Origin of the sequence: Polaribacter sp. PL03, assembly GCF_033875165.1 — a bacterium.
GTDB lineage: Bacteria > Bacteroidota > Bacteroidia > Flavobacteriales > Flavobacteriaceae > Polaribacter.
The window spans coordinates 350868-373726 of record NZ_JAWZSV010000004.1 but is presented as its reverse complement, the minus strand read 5'-3'; the positions used below and the strand labels follow the sequence as shown (position 1 = coordinate 373726).

Below are 22859 nucleotides of genomic sequence, written 5' to 3'. Positions count from 1 at the left end.
TATGGATAAATTAGAACAATTAATATTACAATTTCAACAAAAAGATGTTAAGGCATATGAAAAACTATACAATATGTATTGTAATAGTATTTCTGGTGTTGTAAACACAATTGTTAAAAATGATGACGTTGCACAAGAAATTACACAAGATGTATTTATAAAAGCTTGGAATAAGTCTGATTCTTACTCCTCTAAAAAAGGTCGTTTTTTTACGTGGATATTAAATATAGCTAGAAATGCAGCTATAGATTACACGCGTTCTAAGAAGTTTAAACAATCTAAACAAAACCTTAACTCAGATTTTTTCGTAGATATATTAGAAACAAGTGATAATCTAGACAATTCTACAGATGCTATAGGTATTAAAGAGTTTGTAAAAAAACTTGGCGACAAATGTAAGTCTGTAATCGAGTTATTATTCTTTAAAGGCTACACACAAAAAGAAGCCTCAGAAGAATTAGACATACCACTTGGTACTATAAAAACGCGCAATAGAAATTGTATTGCAGAATTAAGAACAATGGTAGGAGCTTAAGAAATGAATATACAAAACTACATAGAATCCGGAATTTTAGAGCTGTACGTTGCAGGTTCACTCTCTGAGAAAGAGAATGAAGAAGTGTACACGGCTATTCAAGAAAACCCTGTACTTTTAAAAGAAGTTTTATCAATAGAAAGTGCTATCGTAAAACTAACTGCTGCTGCAAAAAAAGACTTAAAATATTCTTTTTCGACTATAGAAAAAGAAATTAATAACAACAATAAAGAAACAAAAGTAATTTCTATAGCTAAACCAAAAACAAATTGGTTACAATACTCTGGTTGGGCAGCAACTATACTTATAGGAAGTACGTTAATTTGGTCTCTTTTACAGAATAATAAATTAAAAGAACAAGTTGCTAGCGAGAAACAACAACTAGAACAGCAAATAGAAAATGCTTCGAATAATTTAGCTGAAGCAGAAAAACTAATTACAGTTTTTAGAGATAAAGACATAATTTCTGTTCCTTTAGCAGGACAAGCTGTTTCACCAAATTCTTATGCAAAAGTTTACTGGGACAAGAAAACAAAAAGTATTTATTTAGATGCTAAAGGTTTACCAGAACCACCAAAAGGGAAAGTTTACCAAGTATGGTCTTTAAAAATGAGTCCATTAACACCTACCAGTTTAGGTACAATAGATACATTTACAGCAGATGCTAATAAGATTTTTACTATAGATAATGCGAATGAATCTGAAGCTTTTGGTATTACTTTAGAAAATGAAGGTGGTAGTATTTCGCCAACATTAGAACAATTATATACTTTAGGAGCCGTGGTTGCTTCTACACCATAAAAGACAAAAATAGTTTAACTTATATTTGACCAAATCTTAGACGATTTGGTCATTTTTATATATGCGTTTTTAATTGGTAAGTTTTCTTCTTTAGATAAATTACCATCTTCTTGTAAAATTGAAATTGCAGTATTTCTAGCAGTAACTAAAATTTTAGAATCCTTAACAACATCTGCTATTTTAAGATTTAAAACTCCACTTTGTTGCGTTCCCATAATATTACCAGGTCCTCTTAATTTTAAATCTACCTCAGCAATTTTAAATCCGTCTGTTGTATCTACCATTGTTTTTAGACGCGTTTTTGCCTCTGGCGATAATTTATAACTAGATAATAAAATACAATAACTTTGGTCTGCTCCTCGCCCAACTCTTCCTCTTAATTGATGTAATTGAGAAAGTCCAAAACGTTCTGAGCTCTCAATAATCATAACACTTGCATTTGGTACATTAACACCAACTTCTATTACTGTTGTTGCAACCATAATTTGCGTATCTCCTTTTACAAAACGCTGCATTTCAAATTCTTTATCTGCAGGTTTCATCTTTCCATGAACAATACTTATTTGATATTTTGGTAGCGGAAACTCCCTTGATACACTTTCAAAACCATCCATTAAGTCTTTATAATCCATGGCTTCAGATTCTTCAATTAAAGGATAAACCAAATAGATTTGCCTTCCTTTATCTATCTCATCTCTAATAAATTTAAAAACAGATAATCTGTTACTATCAAAACGATGTACAGTTTTTACTTCTTTTCTTCCTGGAGGTAATTCATCTATTACAGAAATATCTAAGTCTCCATAAACAGACATTGCTAAAGTTCTTGGTATTGGTGTTGCTGTCATTACCAAAATATGTGGCGGTAATTCATTTTTTGCCCATAATTTAGCTCTTTGCTTTACTCCGAATCTGTGTTGTTCATCAATAATAGCAATTCCTAAATTTTTAAACTTCACTTTATCTTCTAATAACGCATGTGTACCAACAAGAATATGTAATGTTCCGTCTTCTAAATTTTGATGAATTTCTCTACGTTTTTTTATTTTCACAGAACCTGTTAGAATATCAACTTTTATATTCATTCCTTCTACAAGTTCTGATACAGCTACAAAATGCTGATTTGCCAAAATTTCTGTTGGTGCCATAATTGTAGCTTGAAAACCGTTATCTATTGCTAAGAGCATAGACAAAATAGCTACAATTGTTTTACCAGAACCAACATCTCCTTGTAAAAGTCTATTCATATGTGCACCAGAAGCAACATCTTTTCTAACTTCTTTTAAAACTCTTTTCTGTGCATTAGTTAAATCGAATGGTAGTTTTTCTGCATAAAACTCATTAAAAATTGCACCAACGTTTTCAAAAACATAACCTTTGTTCTTTGTTTTGTTGATGAGCTTCTTTCGCAATAATTGTAACTGAATAAAAAATAATTCTTCAAACTTTAAACGATATTCTGCTCTTGCTAAATTTTCTTGATTTTTTGGAAAATGAGCATTTAGTAGTGCATCTCGTTTAGACATCAATTTAAAATCTGTTATAACTTCAGAAGATAAACTCTCTGTAATTGTTTCAAAGAACTGCTGAAAAACATTCTGCACATAACCACGCATTAACTTATTAGAAACACCAGAATTCACTAACTTTTCTGTAGAATGATAAACAGGCTGCATTTTAGTTTGCAACTTCTTTTTATATTCTGTAACCAACTCTAACTCTGGGTGAGGAATACTAAAATTACCATTGTAATGGTTCAACTTGCCATAAACTACATAAGGTTCGTTAATCTTTAAAGCATCTTTAATCCATTTTTGTCCCTTAAACCAAACCAATTCCATAGAACCTGTGGCATCTTGAAACGTTGCTACTAACCTACTTCCTCTTTTTTGTGCTACAGATTTTACGCGTGTAATTTTACCAACAATTTGTACTTCAGAAGAATTTGGTTGTAAGTCTTTTATAGCATAAAAAGCTGTTTTATCAATATATCTAAAAGGAAAGAAATTAAGTAGATCATTACACGTTTTTATACCAAGTTCTGTGTACAAAAGCGCTGCTCTCTGTACACTAACTCCGTTAATATATGTAATGGGGTAGTCTAAATTCAACTTTAAAAATTATAGAATACGAAAATACAGAAATCTCAATAATAAACACAACTTAAAAGAGTTCATTATTTATATAAAATAATGTTAAAACTTCCGTTTAACTAACTAGAAAATAGAGTAAAAAGAGAAATATTTGTACTTTAGCATTCTATCCTCCAATATGAATAAATATAAAGTAAAAGCAAAGTCGTTTAGTGAAGCGTCTTGTTTTAAATTACATAACACTATTTACATCAGTATTTTTTTAATATTTTTATCTTTTACGCCTTTATTTAGTCAAAAAGAAAGAACAAATATTCAACCTAATTTAAACTTTCAATTAGGAAACAGAGAAATAACAAATATTAGTCCAACAGATAGTTACAATGTAAATTTAACAAATTTAGAAACTTCTAATTTGTCAAATGCGGTTACATTCAATATTTTTTCTGATGAAATATATGACTCTAAGACAACTACTTCAACAATAAAAAATAAAACAAAACACTTAACTACTAAAAGTAAGAGTTTTGACGCGATGTCTGACACTGATAATGATGGAATTTTAGATACTGCAGATATAGATGATGATAACGATGGAATCTTAGATACACAAGAAATAGATTTTTGTGCTAATGGAAGTTTAAAATATGAATTTTACAATAGCGTACCTTCTGGTGCTACAACTAATAATATACCAACAACTGGCGCTACAAGCATTGGTAATGTTACTAATTTTAATGTTGATGCATTATTTGCAGCAATAACTCCTGGAGATGGAAATACATTTAGTATTCGATATACTGGTGACATAACAATATCTACAACAGAAACGTATACTTTTTACACCTCTTCAGATGATGGTTCTAAATTATTTATAAACAACATAGAAGTAGTTAATAATGATGGTAACCATGCTTTAACTGAAAGGTCTGGTACTATTACTTTAACCCCAGGAGTATACCCAATAACAGTATTATTTTTCGAAAACACTGGTGATGAAGAGTTAATTGTAAGATATGCTACTCCTACAATAAGTAAAAGAGAGATTCCTTTTTCTGTGTTTTCATCTCCTTGTAATAATGATTTTGATAACGATGGAATATTAAATTCTTTAGACTTAGATTCAGATAATGATGGTATTCCAGATAATATAGAAGCGCAATCTACAGTTGGCTATATTGCTCCTTCTGGTTTAGATAGTGATAATGATGGGTTAGACAATGCTTATGACAGTACACCAAACGGAAATTCTAATGGTGCTGGTTCTATAGGTTTATCTACCAGGAATACAGATGTAATTCTAAATTCTAATCCAGATACACAACCAGATTATTTAGATTTAGATGCAGATGGTGATGGCCTTTTTGATGTTATTGAATCTGGAAGTGGTTTAGCAAACGATGGTATTGGTAAAGTTACTGGCGTTTTAGGAGTAAACGGATTGGTTAATAATATAGAAACAGGCAATATAGATAATGGTTATACAGATGTTAATGGTGAGTATGATAATACCCAAACTGATAATTTTACAGATACAGATAATGATGTAAATTCTTTTTTTGGTGATGTCGATTATAGAGATATTCGTTTCGATGAAGACACCGATAGAGATGGCATTTCAGATATTTCTGATATAGATGATGATAATGATGGTGTTTTAGATTTGGTAGAATTAAGTAGCTGTGTTGGTAGTTTAAATTATGAATTTTACGACCTTTTACCGTCAGGTGCTACCGTAGACAATATTCCTACAACTGGCGCTACCGCTATTGGTACTGCTACAGAATTTAATGTAGATGCACTTTTTGCACTAGTAACTCCTGGAGATGGAGAAAGATTTAGTGTTCGTTATAATGGATTCATAAAGATTGAAACTACAGAAACTTATACCTTTTTCACAACTTCAGATGATGGCTCTAAACTACTAATAAATGGAGTAGAAATAGTAGATAATGATGGTAATCATGGTTCTCAAGAAAGAGCTGGAACAATATCTCTTTCTCCTGGTTTATATAAAATAACAGTATTATTTTTTGAAAATACTGGTGGAGAAAACCTTAGTGTGCGCTATTCATCTCCTACAATATCTAAAAGAAATCTTCCTTTTAATAAATTATATGCGCTTTGTGACACCGATTTAGATGGTGTTCCTAATCATTTAGATTTAGATTCAGATAATGATGGTTGCCCAGATGCATTAGAAGCTGCAACTAATTCTGTTCTAAATACAAGTGCAATTAATGCAAACGACGGTATTACAGATAATACGGAGAATGCTATTATTGATATAACAAAAGATTTAGTAGGCTCAAATGGATTTGCTAATAGTTTAGAAAATAACGACTCTACTTCTGCTACAAATATCAATGCTTTTTCAATTACAAATTACAACACCTATGCTTTAGATAAAACAAAAAATGGCTGTGGTACAGCACTAATTACTCAAGTCTATTGGAATGGTTCAGAAAAAATTATAGAAGTTACTAATAAAGACAACTCAAAAATTGTAGTACCAAATGCAGCCACTATTAATTTATTTGATAATGGAAATACTACTTCTCGAATTGCTACAATAGCAAATTCATCTGAAATATTAGGCGGTAATTCCGTATTATTCTCAGCTACAAGTTCTGTTACTGCACAAGTTAAAACTGGAACATCAATAATTACAGATACTGGTGTTACTGCTTTTAATACAACCAATAATATTATAACTCTATCTAGAAGCGGAAAAGCAAATAATACAATTGCTTGGGAAAGCCGCATCGATGTAATTCAGAATTTAACAGACAAAACATCTTTTGTTAGAATAGATGAAATTACAGCTCCTAATAAGACATTTACATCTAATGAATGGGTTTCTTTTATTGATGATAATATCTCTGTATTGTTCAATAATTTCTTACGCCACCCGCATGATCCTCTTATATCTGAAATTACATCTGGTGTAAACATAGAAGCAAATACCTTGTTAGGTTTGCATAGATTTGGAAACACGAATCGAATAAGTACATCTTGGAGCAATGGTTACCCAGATAGATCGAGAAGCGTATTTATAAGTGAGAATTATAAACATGAAAGTGCAAGCTTAAGTGCTCGAAAGTTAGAAGTCATAGGATCTAATATTTTGTCATTAGACAATCAGTTATTAGTGGTAACAGATGATATCAACATTTTTACGGATGCAGAAATTCGCATGATAGGTACTAGTCAATTAATTCAGACACATACAGGAGCCTCTACTATTATTGGTGATGGTACTTTATTTATCGATCAAAAATCTGACGTTGCAAGTATTTATAGATATAATTATATGGGATCTCCAGTGAGAACAAACGGAAACGCTACATATTCTGTAGCATCTGTTTTTAAAGATGGTACAAACCCAACATCACACACAAGCACTGTTGGTGCTGGAAGTTCTAATATTGCTAGGAACATAAATTTTGTAGCAGGTCTAGATGGTAGTGTTGCCACTCCTATTAATATTGCAGATAGATGGATTTATACTTTTGCTACTTCTGGAGGAACAAGAGCTAGTTGGGTTAAAAAATCAAAAGACGGTACAATTGCACCAGGTGATGGTTTTATTTTTAAAGGACCAGGAATCGCTCAGAATTACACGTTTTACGGCACTCCTAATGATGGAGAATTTACCGCGTCTGTTGGCCCAAGTGAATCGTACTTATTAGGAAACCCTTTTCCCTCTGCTTTAAATGGTTTAAAATTTATAATAGACAATATTAATTCTATTGATGGTAGTTTATATTTCTGGGATCATGTAGGTGAAGAAGACACAAGTACCGTTATTAAAGGACATTATTATAATGGTTATGTTGGTGGTTATGCTACTTTAAATCTATCTATGTCTGTTTCAAGCATTAATAAAGCAAGCGTAGGAGCTTATAATATTACATTAGAATCTGAAGAAGCAGTAACAAATGGTACTGCCTCAACTGTAAGTTCTAAAGACGTAATAAATTTAAACAATCCTCTTAGCTTTATAGAATTTAATAAAATTACTAAAGCAACAGATAAAGTTTCTTTAAACTACTTATCTACTGCGGGTAAATCTTTTAAATTAATAGTAAATGGTATTAATATTAACACGTATAATTTACCTGGAAACTCAAATTTTTCTAGTTTTATTATAAACGAGTGTATTACTGTTGGCTCTACTATACGTTTAGAATCTGAAGATTCTAATGATCTTTATTTAGACAATATTGTAATTAGTGATGATGATGGTGATATCTCTTGTGCTCCTTCATCTGGTACAGACGCTTCGTTATACAAAACACCAGGAACCTATATTCCTGTAGGACAAGGTTTTTTTATTGGAGGTGATTCAGACGGAGGTACAATCGTCTTTAACAATAGCCAAAGACAATATATTACAACTACTTCTGGTAATGCTGTCTTTTTTAAATCAGAAAAAAAAGTAGCTAGCGAAAAAGATAGTAATGGAGATTATAATAGGCTTCCTTATATAAAATTAGGAATGGATTTTATAAATGATGAAGCAGAAGTTTTACACAGACAAATTGGTGTTTCATTTAGCAAAAACAACACTTCTAATTTTGATAAAGGATATGATAGTGAAATAAATGATATAGGAACTACTGATATTTATTGGAAGTTTCCGAATAATGATAGCAAATATGTAATTACTGGTATCCAAGAAGTATCTAATGATTTAGAAGTTCCTTTTGATGTTATTATAAATTATGATGGTACAAATGTTTTAAAAATTGATGAAATTAACGCCATTAGTCATAAAGTATTTCTAAAAGATAAACTAAACAATAAAACGTACTTATTATCTAATAACGAAATAGCAATTCAATTAAAAAAAGGTACGTATACAAATAGGTTTTCAATAGTTTTTAAAGAAGACACTACATTAACTATAGACGAAATAATTAATCCTTTAAATAAGGAACTAACAGTGTTTTTAGATAACTCTAACAAAGAATTAGTAGTACAAAATAAAGGCGACTTGCAAATTAATAAAGTAATATTGTTCAACTTATTAGGTCTGGAAATTAAATCTTGGAATAGTTTTAACACGAACCAAGAAAATAAATTAAAAATTAAAGAATTACCTGAAACAATTTATATAGTAAATATTGAAACTGATAAAGGTTTAATTAGTAAAAAAATAGTACTTAAAAAGTAATATTTATTAGATAGTACTAAGTAAGGTGTTTAAAATATTATATTTTAAACACCTTTTTTTATTTTAATAAATAATAAAATAGATACTACAAACCAAAACACAAACTCTATTATTTAACGTATATTTGCGGTTAGATTATAATAAAAAAATGAGATTACACAGAAATTTAACTTTTGCAGTTATAGATAGTATTAGAGATATATTTAATGAAGGCGTTTACGCAGATAAAGCTGTTGAAAAAGCTTTAAAACGAGATAAGCGTTGGGGAGCAAGAGATCGTAAATTTGTTGCAGAGACAATTTATGATATCGTTCGTTGGAACAGATTGTATGCAGAAATAGCAGAAGTAAAAGCACCTTATGACAGAGATAATATCTGGAGGTTGTTTTCTGTATGGTGTATCTTAAGAGGAATTGCATTACCAGATTGGAACCAAGTTGGTGACGTACCAGAAAGAAGAATTAAAGGTCGTTTTGCTGAATTGTCTAGAACAAGAAAATATAGAGAATCTATACCAGATTGGATGGATGAAATGTGTTCTAAAGAGTTAGGTGAAGAATTATGGACTAAAGAAATTGCTGCCTTAAATGAGCAAGCTAAAGTAATATTAAGAACAAATACTTTAAATATTTCTAGAGAAGTTCTTCAGAAAAAATTACATGCAGAAAATGTAATTACAGAATTTATACCAGAACACCCAGACGCATTAATTTTACCAGAAAGAGCTAATGTTTTTAAAACAGAAGCTTTTCATAATGGTTTTTTTGAAGTTCAGGATGCTTCTTCTCAACTAGTAGCTGCCTATTTAGATGTAAAACCAGGTATGAAAGTAGTAGATACTTGTGCAGGTGCTGGTGGTAAAACTTTACACTTATCTGCTTTAATGGAAAATAAAGGGCAAATAATTGCTATGGATATTTACGAAAGTAAACTACGTAAATTAAAAGTTAGAGCAAAAAGAAACAAAGCACACAATATAGACATGCGTGTTATTGATTCTACAAAACCAATTAAAAAATTACAAGGTAAAGCAGACAGAGTTCTAATAGATGCTCCTTGTTCTGGTTTAGGTGTAATACGTAGAAACCCAGATTCTAAATGGAAATTACAACCAGAGTTTATAGAAAATATTAAAAAAGTACAACAAGAAGTTTTACAACAATATTCTACAATGGTAAAACCAGGAGGAAAAATGGTGTATGCTACCTGTTCTATTTTACCATCAGAAAATCAAGAACAAGTTAATATTTTCTTAACATCAGATGCTGGAAAAGATTTTACATTTGTATCCGATAAAAAAGTGTTAGCGCATACTTCTGGTTTCGACGGATTTTACATGGCACTTTTAGAAAGAAAATAAAAGTTATACTTTTACATTAAAAATTTTCATTGCTAGAAAAAGAAAGTAACTATTTTATTTAATTTTTAAATTATTAATATGATAAAAAAACTACTTTTTTTAATTGCATTAACTGCTTGTACCCTAACTTTTTCTCAAGCGGAAAGTTATTATAATGATGTAAACTTAGAATTATCTGGTGCCGATCTAAAAAATGCTTTGGCTTTAAAAATTACAAGCACACATACAAACAAACTAGAGTATACTCCTGGTGTTTGGGAAGCTTCTAAAATAACAGATAAAGATTTAGATGCCTCTAAAGTTGTATTAATTTATGGTTGGGAAAATGGTTCTGACCAAGATGATACTAATGACAGAACAAGAGATAATAGTTTACAAGATAGAGGTCTTGGTGAAAGCTTTGTTTGGAACAGAGAACACGTTTTTTCTAAGTCATTGGCAACTCCTAAATTATTAACTGATGACCCTGGTGCAGGAACAGATGCTCATAATTTAAGACCAGCAGATAGAAGTAGAAATTCTGAAAGAAATAATTTTAAATTTGCTTTAGGTAGTGGTAATTCTAGCCGCTCTTCTATTACATATAACGGGCCAGATGGTGCTAATACAAGAGGTTGGTATCCTGGTGACGAGTGGAAAGGAGATGTTTCTAGAATTATAATGTATATGTATCTTCGTTACGGCACACAATGTCTTCCAACAGCAGTTGGTGTTGGTGACAAACAATTTTCTGGAGACGAAATGATTAACTTATTCTTAGAATGGAATGTAGAAGATCCTGTTTCTGCAATTGAAATCGCTAGAAATTCGTATCATGAAAATACTACAAATACATATGCACAAGGAAATAGAAATCCGTTTATAGACAATCCATATTTAGCAACAAGAATTTGGGGAGGAAACTCTGCTGAAGATAGATGGGATCTTTATAAAAAAACAGATACTCAAGCTCCTACTACTCCAACAAATGTTGTTGCTAGTAATATTAGCTTAACTTCAATCGATATTTCTTGGACTGCTTCAACAGACAATGTTAATGTTACAGGTTATAACGTATATGTAAATGATGTTTTAACAGCACAAACATCTAACACAGATACTCAGACAACTATTTCTAATTTAACAACAAATACATCATATAACTTTAAAGTCATAGCAAAAGATCTTATAAATAATTTTTCTAATGCTAGTACAACTTTAACATCTAAAACTTTACAAGACAGCACACCACCTAGTGTGCCACAAGATGTAGTAGTTAACAATATTACAGATAGTTCTTTTAGCGTAAACTGGTCTGCTTCTTCAGATAACAATAACGTTAGCGGTTATGAAGTGTATGTTGATGGAGCTTTTAAAGCTTTTACTGCTACAACTACCTATACCGTAATTGGCCTATCTTCTAATACTACTTTTACTGTTTCTATTTTAGCTAAAGATAATGATGATAACAAATCTGCAGAAAGTACTCCTTTAAACGTTAAAACAAATAATGGAGCTACTGGTGGAACAGCATCAGAATTATTTTTTACTGAATATGTAGAAGGAGATGGAGGCACAAATAAGGCTTTAGAAATTGTTAACCTTACAGGTAGCACGGTAAGCCTTTCTGGTTATGTGGTTAAATTAGAACGTAATGGTGCTGGTGTATGGACAACACCATTAGCTTTAGACAAAGGTTCTGTTAAAAATATTGTTCCTGGAGATGTTTTTGTTATTGGTAATGGAGACAATTCTGCACCAGAATTACAACCAAACTCTGCAGCTAACCCAACAGGACAAATAGATTTAGTACAACCAAACAATCAAAATACAGCTTTCGGACAACCTGTTAACTTTAATGGAAACGATGCGGTGGCCTTATTTAAAGATGATGTATTAATTGATATTATTGGTGTATTTAATAATGATGATAATTTTGCAGCAAATGTAACATTAAGAAGAAATGGAGATATTACATCACCAAACACTACTTTTGATTTACAAGGTGAATGGACTTCTTTTCCCGAAAATACTTTTAATGGTATTGGAAGCCACACAGCAACTTTAAGTACAGAAAGTATAATTTTCGAATCTTTTAAAATGTTTCCAAATCCTACAAACGGAGATAATATTTATTTTAGTGTAACAGAAAACGCTCGTATAAAAATTTATAACGTTTTAGGAAAATTAGTACAAACATCAAATGTAACTAAAAGTAATAATAGTTTAAACATATCTAATTTAACGAAAGGTATTTATCTATTAAAAATAAACTCTAGTAATCAATTTATTACTAAAAAATTAATAAAAAACTAATCTTATTAACCTAAAACGACTCATACTTATGAGTCGTTTTTTACTTTAATCTAAAAAAATGAAAAAAAAATTACTTTTCTTATCTCTTCTTTTATCATTCGTAGTTTCTGCTCAAGAAAGTTATTATAGCGATGTAGATTTATCTGCAGAAGGTATCACTCTAAAAGAAAACTTAGCTACTAAAACAATTAATGCGCATACAAACTTTTTAAGTTATACTCCTGGTGTTTGGGAAGCTTCGAAAAAAACAGATGTAAACCCAACTAATACTAATGAAGTATTATTAATTTACGGATATTCTGCAAATGGAAAAACATCAAAAACTAGAGGCATAAACCAAAATGGAGGTGGCTCTACAGATTGGAATAGAGAACATACTTATGCACAATCTTTAGGAACACCTGCTCTTGGTAGATCTGCAGGTGCTGGTGTAGATGCTCATCATTTACGTCCTTCAGATGTTGGCTTTAATAGCGATCGTGGTAGCCTAAAATTTGTTAATGGTTCTGGTAACGCTGGTCCTGTTTCTGGTGGTTGGTATCCTGGAGATGAATGGAAAGGTGATGTTGCTAGAATGATGATGTATATGTACTTACATTACGGAGACCAATGTAAACCTACAGGTGTTGGTGTTGGTAACACTGCAGCTACCCCAGATGATATGATCGATTTATTTTTAGAATGGAATGTAGAAGATCCTGTTTCAGATTTTGAAAGACAAAGAAATACGTATCATGAATCTAATGAAGCTTACGCACAAGGAAATAGAAATCCTTTTATAGACAACGCATATTTAGCAACAAGAATTTGGGGTGGAGATGCTGCTATAGATTCTTGGGGACTTTATACTTCTAACGACAGTGAAGCTCCTACTACTCCAACAAATGTAACTTTAAGTAATACTAGTTTAACAACTATTGATGTTAATTGGACAGCATCTACAGATAATGTTAATGTTACAAAATATGAAGTTTTTGTAAATGGTAATTTAAAAGGAGAAACGGCAACAACAAATTATATTGTTTCAGGTTTAAACTCTAATACAAGTTATGCTATTAGTGTTTTAGCAAAAGATATAGCAAATAATAAATCTGCTCAATCGGTAGCTGTAAATACTACAACTTTGTCAGATACTGCTGCACCAACTGTACCAAGTAATGTTACAATTAGTAATGAAGGCGGAACTAGTTTTAAAGTAAATTGGTCTGCATCTACAGATAATGCTAGTGTTACAGGTTATGATGTCTTTGTTGATGGTATTCTTAATGGAACTACAGCTAACAATTACTATAATGTTACAGGCTTAACGATTTCTACAACATATAGCGTAGCAGTTTTAGCTAAAGATTCTGCGGATAACAAATCTGCTCAATCATCTGCAATAAACGCAACAACTACAGATGGTGTTAATACCAATACTGAATTGTTTTTCTCTGAATATGTTGAAGGAACATCTAATAATAAGGCTGTCGAAATAGCTAACCTTACAGATAACTCAATAGATTTATCTTCATACAGTATAAAAAAACAATCTAACGGAGCTGGTCCTTGGATAAACGAATTCCCTTTAAGTGGAACAATTAACGCAAATGATGTTTTTGTTGTAATACATTTTCAAGCAGATGATGCTACTTTAACAAACGAAGCAGATTTATTAACACTTCAAACATCAAACTTTGGAGCACCAATAAATTTTAATGGTAACGATCCTGTAGGTTTATTTAAAAATGGAGTTTTAATAGATATTATTGGGGTTTTAAACGAAACTGCCAAAAACTTTGAAAACATGACATTAAGAAGAAAGTTAACGGTTACGCAACCAAACACTACTTATACAGCTGCAGAATGGGAACAATTTAGCGTTGGAACTTATGACGGAATAGGTGTTTACAATTCTGCTACAGCAAGTGTAAATACTTCAGATTTTAATACATTTAAAATGTACCCAAATCCTACAAACGGAAACAACGTTTACTTTAGCACTACAAAAGACGTAGAAGTAAATATTTACAATGTATTAGGTAAATTAATTAAAACAGATAAGGTTAATACAACAAATAATAGTATCGATATATCTAATCTTTCTAAAGGGATTTATTTATTAAAAATAAATTCAGAAAATCAATTCATAACAAAAAAATTGATAAAAAATTAGAACCTACTTTTTAAAGTAAAAAAAAGACGACTAAAATTTTAGTCGTCTTTTTTTTGTTTTATAAATAAATGAATAACTATAAATTTTCAATTAAAATAACCTTACGTATTAAATTGAAAAAAAGTAAATTTGCATTTTTACAACAACACCCAAATAAAACAATATAATGATTCATTTCTTTGGAAATAAAGACAGTAAAGTATTCGCTGTTCAAACAACAAAAAAGTTAACTGCAAAGACAGTTTCTAAATTGACTTGGTTATTCGCCAATCAACCTAAAATAGAAGAAACATCTATCGATGCTTTTTTTGTTGGTCCAAGAGCAGCAATGATAACTCCTTGGAGTACAAATGCTGTAGAGATTACTCAGAATATGGGAATTAAAGATATTATTAGAATTGAAGAATTTGTTACAAGTTCTGAAGATTTTTCTGATTTTGACCCAATGATTTCTGAGAAGTTTAATGGATTAAGCCAAGACTCATTTACAATAGAAATTAAACCAGAAGCAATTTTAGATATCGAAGACATTGCTGCTTACAACAATAAAGAAGGTTTATCTTTAAGTGATGAAGAAGTAGAATACTTAGAAAGTGTTGCTACAAAAATTGGAAGAAAATTAACAGATTCTGAAGTATTTGGTTTTAGCCAAGTAAATTCGGAACACTGTAGACATAAAATATTTAACGGAACTTTTGTTATTGATGGCGAAGAAATGCCAACATCTTTATTCAAATTGATAAAAGAAACATCAAAAGAAAACCCGAATGATATTGTTTCTGCTTACAAAGACAATGTTGCTTTTGTAAAAGGACCAAAAGTAGAGCAGTTTGCTCCTAAAACAGCAGACAAGCCAGATTTTTATCAAAAAGAAGATTTCGATTCTGTAATATCAATAAAAGCAGAAACACACAACTTCCCTACTACTGTAGAGCCTTTTAACGGAGCAGCAACAGGTGCTGGTGGAGAAATAAGAGACCGTTTAGCTGGTGGTAAAGGTTCTTTACCTTTAGCAGGAACTGCTGTTTATATGACTTCTTATTCTCGTTTAGACGAAAAAAGATATTGGGAGAAAAAATTTGAAGCAAGAGATTGGTTGTACCAAACACCAATGGATATTTTAATAAAAGCATCTAATGGAGCATCAGATTTTGGAAACAAGTTCGGTCAACCATTAATTACTGGTTCTGTATTAACTTTCGAACATGAAGAAAATTCTTCTTCTAGTACAGCTAAACCTAGAAAATTAGGATACGATAAAGTTATTATGCAAGCTGGTGGAATTGGATATGGAAAAGCTGATCAAGCTTTAAAAGACACACCTAAAGAAGGAGATAAAATTGTAATTCTTGGTGGTGAAAACTACAGAATTGGTATGGGAGGCGCTGCTGTTTCTTCTGCAGATACAGGAGAATTTGCTTCAGGAATCGAATTAAACGCAGTACAACGTTCTAACCCAGAAATGCAAAAACGTGCTGCAAATGCAGTTCGTGGTATGGTAGAAAGTGAAGAAAACTTTATTGTTTCTATTCATGATCATGGTGCTGGTGGACATTTAAATTGTTTATCTGAATTAGTAGAAGAAACAGGAGGTAAAATAGATTTAGATGCTTTACCAATTGGAGACCCTACATTATCTGCAAAAGAAATTATTGGTAACGAGTCTCAAGAAAGAATGGGATTAGTTATTGCAGAAAAACATATAGATACTTTACAGAAAATAGCAGATCGTGAGCGTTCTCCAATGTATACCGTTGGTGAAGTTACCGGTGATAACCGTTTTACTTTTGAATCTAAAACCAAAGGTGATAAGCCAATGGATTTAGCCTTAGAAGACATGTTTGGTTCTTCTCCTAAAACTATTTTAACAGATATTACAGTAGAAAGAAAATATAAAAACCCTCGTTACAAAACAAAAAACTTAGAAATTTATTTAAAACAAGTTTTACAGTTAGAAGCTGTTGCATGTAAAGATTGGTTAACAAATAAAGTAGACAGATGTGTTGGTGGTAAAGTTGCCAAACAACAATGTGTTGGTCCATTACAAATTCCGTTAAACAACGTTGGTGTAATGGCTTTAGATTATAATGGTAAAGAAGGAGTTGCAACTTCAATTGGGCACTCGCCTATTTCTGCATTAATTAATGCTGAAGCTGGTAGTAGAAATGCAATTACAGAATCTTTAACAAACTTAATCTGGGCACCTTTAAAAGACAATTTAAAAAGTGTTTCACTTTCTGCAAATTGGATGTGGCCTTGTAAGAATGAAGGTGAAGATGCTCGTTTATATAAAGCTGTACAAGCAGTTTCAGAATTCTCTATAGATTTAGGTATCAATATTCCAACAGGAAAAGATTCTTTATCTATGAAACAAAAATATAGCGATAGTGAAGTAATTTCTCCTGGAACTGTTATTATTTCTGCTGCAGGTAACTGTAATGAAATTAGTAAGGTTGTAGAACCTCTTTTACAAGTAGACGGAGGAAATATTTATTATATTAATGTTTCTCAAGATGAATATAAATTAGGAGGAAGTTCTTTCAATCAAACTTTAAACGCAATTGGTAACGAAGTACCAGATGTTACAAATGCGTCTTATGTAAAGAAGACTTTTAATACAATTCAAAAATTAATAAAGGCAGATAAAATTAAAGCAGGACACGATATTGCTTCTGGTGGTTTTATTACTACATTATTAGAAATGTGTTTTGCAGATGTTAATTTAGGAGCAGATTTTAATATTTCTGAATTAAATGAAGAAGATTCTATTAAAGTATTATTCTCTGAAAATGCAGGTATTGTTTTTCAAGCAGATGCTTCTGTAGAAACAGTATTTGAAGAAATGGGAATTACAGTTTTTAATATAGGAACTGCTAATAACTCTGGTAAAGTAACTATTAAAAATAAGGAAGACAACTTCTCTTTTGATGTTACAGAATTAAGAGATGTTTGGTACACAACTTCTTTCTTATTAGATAAAAAACAAACGGCTAATAATTTAGCACAAGATCGTTTTGACAATTATAAAAAGCAACCATTAACGTATAAATTTCCAGAGAACTTTACAGGAAAACTTCCTGAAATTGGAGGAAATAAACCAAAAGCGGCTATTATTCGTGAAAAAGGTTCAAATTCTGAACGTGAAATGGCAAATGCAATGTATTTAGCTGGTTTTGATGTGAAAGATGTTCACATGACAGATTTAATTTCTGGTCGTGAAACTTTAGAAGACATTCAGTTTATTGGTGCTGTTGGTGGTTTTTCTAATAGTGATGTTTTAGGTTCTGCAAAAGGTTGGGCAGGAGCTTTTAAATATAATGAAAAAGCAAACGCAGCCTTAAAGAACTTCTTTAAAAGAGAAGACACTTTATCTGTTGGTATTTGTAATGGTGCACAATTATGGATGGAATTAGACTTAATTAATCCAGATCATAAAGTACATGGTAAATTAGTTCACAATGATTCTAAAAAACATGAAAGTTCTTTTACATCTGTTAAGATTCAAGAGAATAACTCTGTAATGTTATCTAGTTTAGCAGGAACAGAATTAGGCGTTTGGATTTCTCATGGTGAAGGTAAATTTAACTTACCCGAAACAGAAGATAATTATAATATTGTTGCTAAATATGGTTATGAAGGCTACCCAAATAACCCTAACGGATCTGATTTTAACACTGCAATGTTATCTGATAAGTCTGGAAGACATCTAGTTACAATGCCACATATAGAACGTTCTACTTTCCAATGGAACTGGGCAAATTATCCTGCAGGAAGAAAAGATGAAGTTTCACCTTGGTTAGAAGCGTTTGTAAATGCTAAAAACTGGATAGAAAGAAAAAAATAATTATTAAAACAGCTTTATAGAATATTTTTTTTCTAACTTTAACCTAGAAAATTGCATTCTATGAAGCTTATTTATTTTGATATACATAAAGCTTCTCACTTAATTGAGGAGTTTTTTTTTATAAAATATTCTGAAACAGAAATACCTTTAGAAGCTATAATACTTCCTTTAGGATTTTCTGGTTTAGCTTATATATATTCTAACGGCCAAAAAATTACATTAAACAGTATAGATACGGTTATTAAAGGTTTAGTTTTAAATGGGCAATATTATAAGCCATATCAATTTAAAACAACAGAACCTGGTTTTGCTTGCGGTTTAAGCTTTAACCCAACAGCACTTCATAAATTAACAAATTTAGACATCTCTAAGTTTACTAATAAATACACTCCTTTTAACTTAGTTAATAAAGACCTTTCTAATAAATTTGAAGAGATTTTTAAAAATCATAATAATAACTTTACTAATCTATTAAACAACTTACAAGAATTTATCTTAGAATTACCTCTAATAGAAAATAAAAACACACTTGCAATAGATAAATTAATTGATATTATTAATTCTAAAGAAGGCTTGTTATCTGTAAATGAATTATTAACGGAAATACCTTTCGGACAAAAAACTTTAGAAACTCAGTTTAAAAAAATAGTAGGTTTAACACCAGCTAAATATATACGCATATGCCGTTTTAAAAAATTAATGAAGCAATATGAAAGTAATAAAATAAGTTTAAAAGACTTAATTTATATGTATGATTATTATGACGAATCTCATTTCGCAAGAGATTTTAAATCTTTCACAAACAAGTCTTTTAAAGATTATTTTAAAGACGAATTTTCATTTATAAAAGAAATATACAAGAATAGTAGCTACGAATTTTTACATTAAAAACATAAAACATGTTTGTAAATTTATAGGCATTATAATTATTCAATATTGGGGGATATAATAATGATAATGTAATACTACTGTTTTAAAACAGTTTTATAAAATAGGAAAGGTCGAATTTTATTCGGCCTTTCTTACATATACAAAATGTACTCCTATTATATTTCTTTTCTTAAAACTGTCACAAACTCACTTTCTTTTTGTCTTTTAATAAAGCACTCTAAAATAAAAAAAATGAAAAGCATAATTACATTGTTCACAATAAGTTTATTATTTATTACTTCAATTTCTTTCGCTCAAAAAAAAATAGAAGCTTCTAACATAATGAAAGATATAAAGGCAGGCAAAAATATATCTATTAAAGATGCAATTATAGTTGGTACTTTAGATTTTACATTCATGGACGATGCAATGGATAAACCACCTCGTAAAAAGAAAAGTAGTTGGTTTAATTGGAACTCTGGAAACTCTACGAATCAAATTACAAAATTAATAGGTGTTAATATCTCATTTACAAACTGTACTTTTAAAGATGATGTTTTAGCTTACATACCAAATGAAGATTCTGGCTATACTTTTACAGCTAGCTTCGAAGAAGAAGCAATTTTTAAAAACTGTAATTTTGAAAGAAAAGCGATGTTTAAATACTCTAGATTCGAAAGAAATGCAGATTTCTCTGAAACTACCTTTAGAGATGACAGTACATTTAAATATGCTAAGTTCGATAAGAACATAGATTTCTCTAATACTTTATTTCATGAAATAGCTACTTTTAAATATGCTAAATATAATAAGCATGTGTCTTTTTCGAATGCTACCTTTAAAGATTCTGCTACTTTTAAATATACACAGTTTAATAATGGTGTTTCGTTTAAGAACACAAAGTTCGAAGAAGATTTAAATATTAAATACATGAAAGTTTCTGGTGAGTTTAATATTACAAACATGAATGTCGCTTATGAAATCGATTCTAAGTCTACTAAAATCAATGGAAAAAGTTTCAATAAATATCTAATCGACGAAAAATAGGGGTTTATACGTGTATTCAATCTAATATTTCATAGTAAATTTGTCTCATATTGGAAAACGGTTGAATTAGGGGGCAACCAAAATACCAGATTATCTACTAGCTTCTTTTTTGTTAAAGAAGCTAGTTTTTTTTTTGAAAAAACATTAATTTATCCTTTATAAAAAGCTATTAAGAACCCTTATCCTTTAATAATTAACCCATTGCAATTACTCTTTTTAAATAATTTTTTAATCTTTATTTTATTATAACATACAAAATAATACTATTTTGAAATACTTAAAATAATAGATTTAAAATAAAGATTTCGCAATTAAGAAACTCTTAGAATAAGTATTTGCTAAATAGCAGTAATTTTCCTAATTTGCATTGTACAAATTAGAACTTATGCCGATAGAAATTACGAGATTATTTGACTTTCCTTACCATCAATTAGAAACATATAACTTAGATAAAGCACTTACAACTAAATCTAACAATAAATGGGAAAGCATTTCTACGCAAGAATATGTAGATAAAGCCAACCAACTAAGTAGAGGTTTATTAAACTTAGGAGTAAAACCTAACGATAAAATTGCTGTAATATCTACTAATAATAGAACAGAATGGAATATCTGTGATATTGGAGTTTTACAAACAGGTGCTCAGAACGTTCCAATTTATCCAACAATTTGTAAAGAAGATTATGAATATGTTCTTAATCACTCAGAAGCTACATATTGTTTTGTTTCAGATGTTGATGTTTTAGAAAAACTTAATAAAATTAAAGGCAATACTAAATTAAAAGCTGTTTTTACTTTTGATGATATTGCTGGTGAAAAATCTTGGAAAGAGGTTTTAGAACTAGGAAAAGATAAAAGTAACCAAAAGGAAGTAGAGCAAAGAAAAGACGCTGTAAAAACAACAGATTTAGCAACTATAATTTATACTTCTGGTACTACAGGAAAACCAAAAGGAGTAATGCTTTCTCATGAAAATATTGTTTCAAATGTACTTGCATCCGAAGGAAGAGTTCCTTTAGAAAACGGTAAAGATATTGGTTTAAGCTTTTTACCTATTTGTCATATTTTCGAAAGAATGATTTTATACTTATACCAATATTGTGGTGTTTCTATCTACTTTGCAGAATCTATAGAAAAACTGTCGGAAAATGCACAAGAAATAAAGCCAAACGTTATGACAGCTGTACCACGTTTGTATGAAAAGATATATGATAAAATTATTTTAAAAGGAGAAACTTTATCTGGTATTAAAAAAGCGCTTTTCTTTTGGGCTGTAAATTTAGGTTTAAAATATGAACCAAATGGAGCAAATGGTTGGTGGTATGAAAAACAACTTAGTTTAGCAAGAAAATTAATTTTTTCTAAATGGCAAGCAGCTTTAGGAGGTAAATTAAAAATAATGGTTTCTGGTAGTGCTGCTTTGCAACCAAGACTTACAAGAATTTTTGCTGCTGCAAACATGCCTATTATGGAAGGTTATGGTCTTACAGAAACGTCTCCTGTAATTTCAGTTAATGATAAAAGAAATAAAGGTTTTAAACCAGGTACTGTTGGTAAGGTTATTAATAATGTAGAAGTTAAAATTGCAGAAACCGGAGAAATATTAGTAAAAGGACCAAATGTAATGATGGGTTATTTTAAAGATGAAGCAAAATCTGCTGAAGTTTTAAAAGATGGATATTTCTATACAGGTGATAAAGGTGAGTTTGACGAAGAAGGTTTCTTAAAGATTACTGGTAGAACAAAAGAAATGTTTAAAACTTCTGGTGGTAAATATGTTGTACCTCCTTTATTAGAAGGTGAATTAAAACAATCTTTATTTATAGAGCAAGTTATGGTTGTGGGTGAAGGCGAAAAAATGCCTGCCGCAATTATTCAGCCAAATTTCGATTTTATAAAAGATTGGATTGATAAAAAAGATCTTAAGATTGGTAAAACAAATGAAGAAATTATAAATTCTGAATTGGTTATTAATAGGATTCAAAAAGAAGTAGATAAATGTAATACTCATTTTGGTAAATGGGAACAAATAAAACGTTTTGAACTAACACCAGATGTTTGGTCTTTAGATGCAGGTCATTTAACACCAACCATGAAAATGAAAAGAAAAATCATTAAAGAAATCTACCAAGATTTATATGATAAAATATATAGAAATTAAAAAAAACCGAGCTAATAGCTCGGTTTTTTTTTAATATAAAATAAGAAAAGACAAACTATAAATTAAACACCAAACTGATTTAAATGATGATCTAAGTGCTTATAAAAAGAGTTGTTCCACTCTACTGTTGTTAACTTACCAAAGGAATGGGATTCTTTATCTTTAAAATAATTACCACCTAATTCTTGGGTTTTTACTATAAAATCAATCAAACGTTTTTTTTCTGTTTCAAATTCTCTTTCATCAGAAATTATAAATTGTGGTGCTGTTTTTCCATTTTTAGAAAATGGTTTTTCAGATACAACTGCATTTTTAACAAACAACTTCAACATTAATTTTACAAAACCATTTGGTTTTTGATGCTTGTCTGTATAAACCATTTCATAAGTTACGCAACAATGTGCTAACATTTGTGAAACAGACATTTTACCCCAATTACCTTGTGTTTTTGGTGTTAAAGTATTAATTCTATGAACAACTTCATTCGTTATTACTTCTGTAAAAATGTCTTTCATTTTA

The 22859-nt window shown here is 30.3% G+C and carries 12 protein-coding genes; 10 read left to right on the top strand and 2 right to left on the bottom strand.

Features of this window, described 5'->3' with window-relative positions:
- Position 1 precedes the first annotated feature (1 nt).
- Both SHK09_RS10435 and SHK09_RS10430 read left to right on the top strand, forming a co-directional pair.
- Positions 2-535 carry a sigma-70 family RNA polymerase sigma factor gene (locus tag SHK09_RS10435; protein WP_319810718.1) on the top strand — a complete coding sequence of 178 codons (534 nt, stop codon included), beginning with the start codon at positions 2-4 and terminating at the stop codon, positions 533-535.
- 3 nt (positions 536-538) lie between these two features.
- Positions 539-1336, top strand: coding sequence for an anti-sigma factor (locus tag SHK09_RS10430; protein ID WP_319810717.1), 798 nt, complete (start codon positions 539-541; stop codon positions 1334-1336).
- Positions 1337-1350: 14 nt separating this feature from the next.
- Here the strand turns inward: SHK09_RS10430 and recG are convergent, their stop codons facing one another.
- Positions 1351-3447: an ATP-dependent DNA helicase RecG gene (gene recG / locus SHK09_RS10425; RefSeq protein WP_319810716.1), complete on the bottom strand. Its 2097-nt coding sequence runs from the start codon at positions 3445-3447 to the stop codon at positions 1351-1353.
- A 160-nt stretch (positions 3448-3607) separates the two neighbouring features.
- On the opposite strand from recG, the gene SHK09_RS10420 reads away from it, so the two are divergent.
- The 8 genes from SHK09_RS10420 to SHK09_RS10385 all read left to right on the top strand — a co-directional run bounded on the left by SHK09_RS10420 (position 3608) and on the right by SHK09_RS10385 (position 22340).
- Positions 3608-8608: a PA14 domain-containing protein gene (locus tag SHK09_RS10420; RefSeq protein WP_319810715.1), complete on the top strand. Its 5001-nt coding sequence runs from the start codon at positions 3608-3610 to the stop codon at positions 8606-8608.
- Positions 8609-8756: 148 nt separating this feature from the next.
- The gene (locus SHK09_RS10415; RefSeq protein ID WP_319810714.1) at positions 8757-9968 is read left to right on the top strand and encodes an RsmB/NOP family class I SAM-dependent RNA methyltransferase; all 1212 of its coding nucleotides are present in this window, start codon (positions 8757-8759) and stop codon (positions 9966-9968) included.
- Positions 9969-10046: 78 nt separating this feature from the next.
- Entirely contained in the window at positions 10047-12263 is a 2217-nt protein-coding gene (locus SHK09_RS10410; protein WP_319810713.1) for an endonuclease, read from the top strand.
- A 58-nt stretch (positions 12264-12321) separates the two neighbouring features.
- Positions 12322-14418 carry an endonuclease gene (locus SHK09_RS10405; protein WP_319810712.1) on the top strand — a complete coding sequence of 699 codons (2097 nt, stop codon included), beginning with the start codon at positions 12322-12324 and terminating at the stop codon, positions 14416-14418.
- 166 nt (positions 14419-14584) lie between these two features.
- On the top strand, positions 14585-18262 hold the full coding sequence (purL, locus tag SHK09_RS10400) for a phosphoribosylformylglycinamidine synthase (protein ID WP_319810711.1): 3678 nt from the start codon (positions 14585-14587) through the stop codon (positions 18260-18262).
- Between the two features lie 60 nt (positions 18263-18322).
- Positions 18323-19150 carry a helix-turn-helix domain-containing protein gene (locus SHK09_RS10395; protein WP_319810710.1) on the top strand — a complete coding sequence of 276 codons (828 nt, stop codon included), beginning with the start codon at positions 18323-18325 and terminating at the stop codon, positions 19148-19150.
- 234 nt (positions 19151-19384) lie between these two features.
- Positions 19385-20179, top strand: coding sequence for a pentapeptide repeat-containing protein (locus tag SHK09_RS10390; protein ID WP_319810709.1), 795 nt, complete (start codon positions 19385-19387; stop codon positions 20177-20179).
- 385 nt (positions 20180-20564) lie between these two features.
- On the top strand, positions 20565-22340 hold the full coding sequence (locus SHK09_RS10385) for a long-chain fatty acid--CoA ligase (RefSeq protein WP_319810708.1): 1776 nt from the start codon (positions 20565-20567) through the stop codon (positions 22338-22340).
- Between the two features lie 62 nt (positions 22341-22402).
- On the opposite strand, the gene SHK09_RS10380 is transcribed toward SHK09_RS10385, so the two are convergent.
- Positions 22403-22855: a DUF1569 domain-containing protein gene (locus tag SHK09_RS10380; RefSeq protein WP_319810707.1), complete on the bottom strand. Its 453-nt coding sequence runs from the start codon at positions 22853-22855 to the stop codon at positions 22403-22405.
- Positions 22856-22859 lie beyond the last annotated feature (4 nt).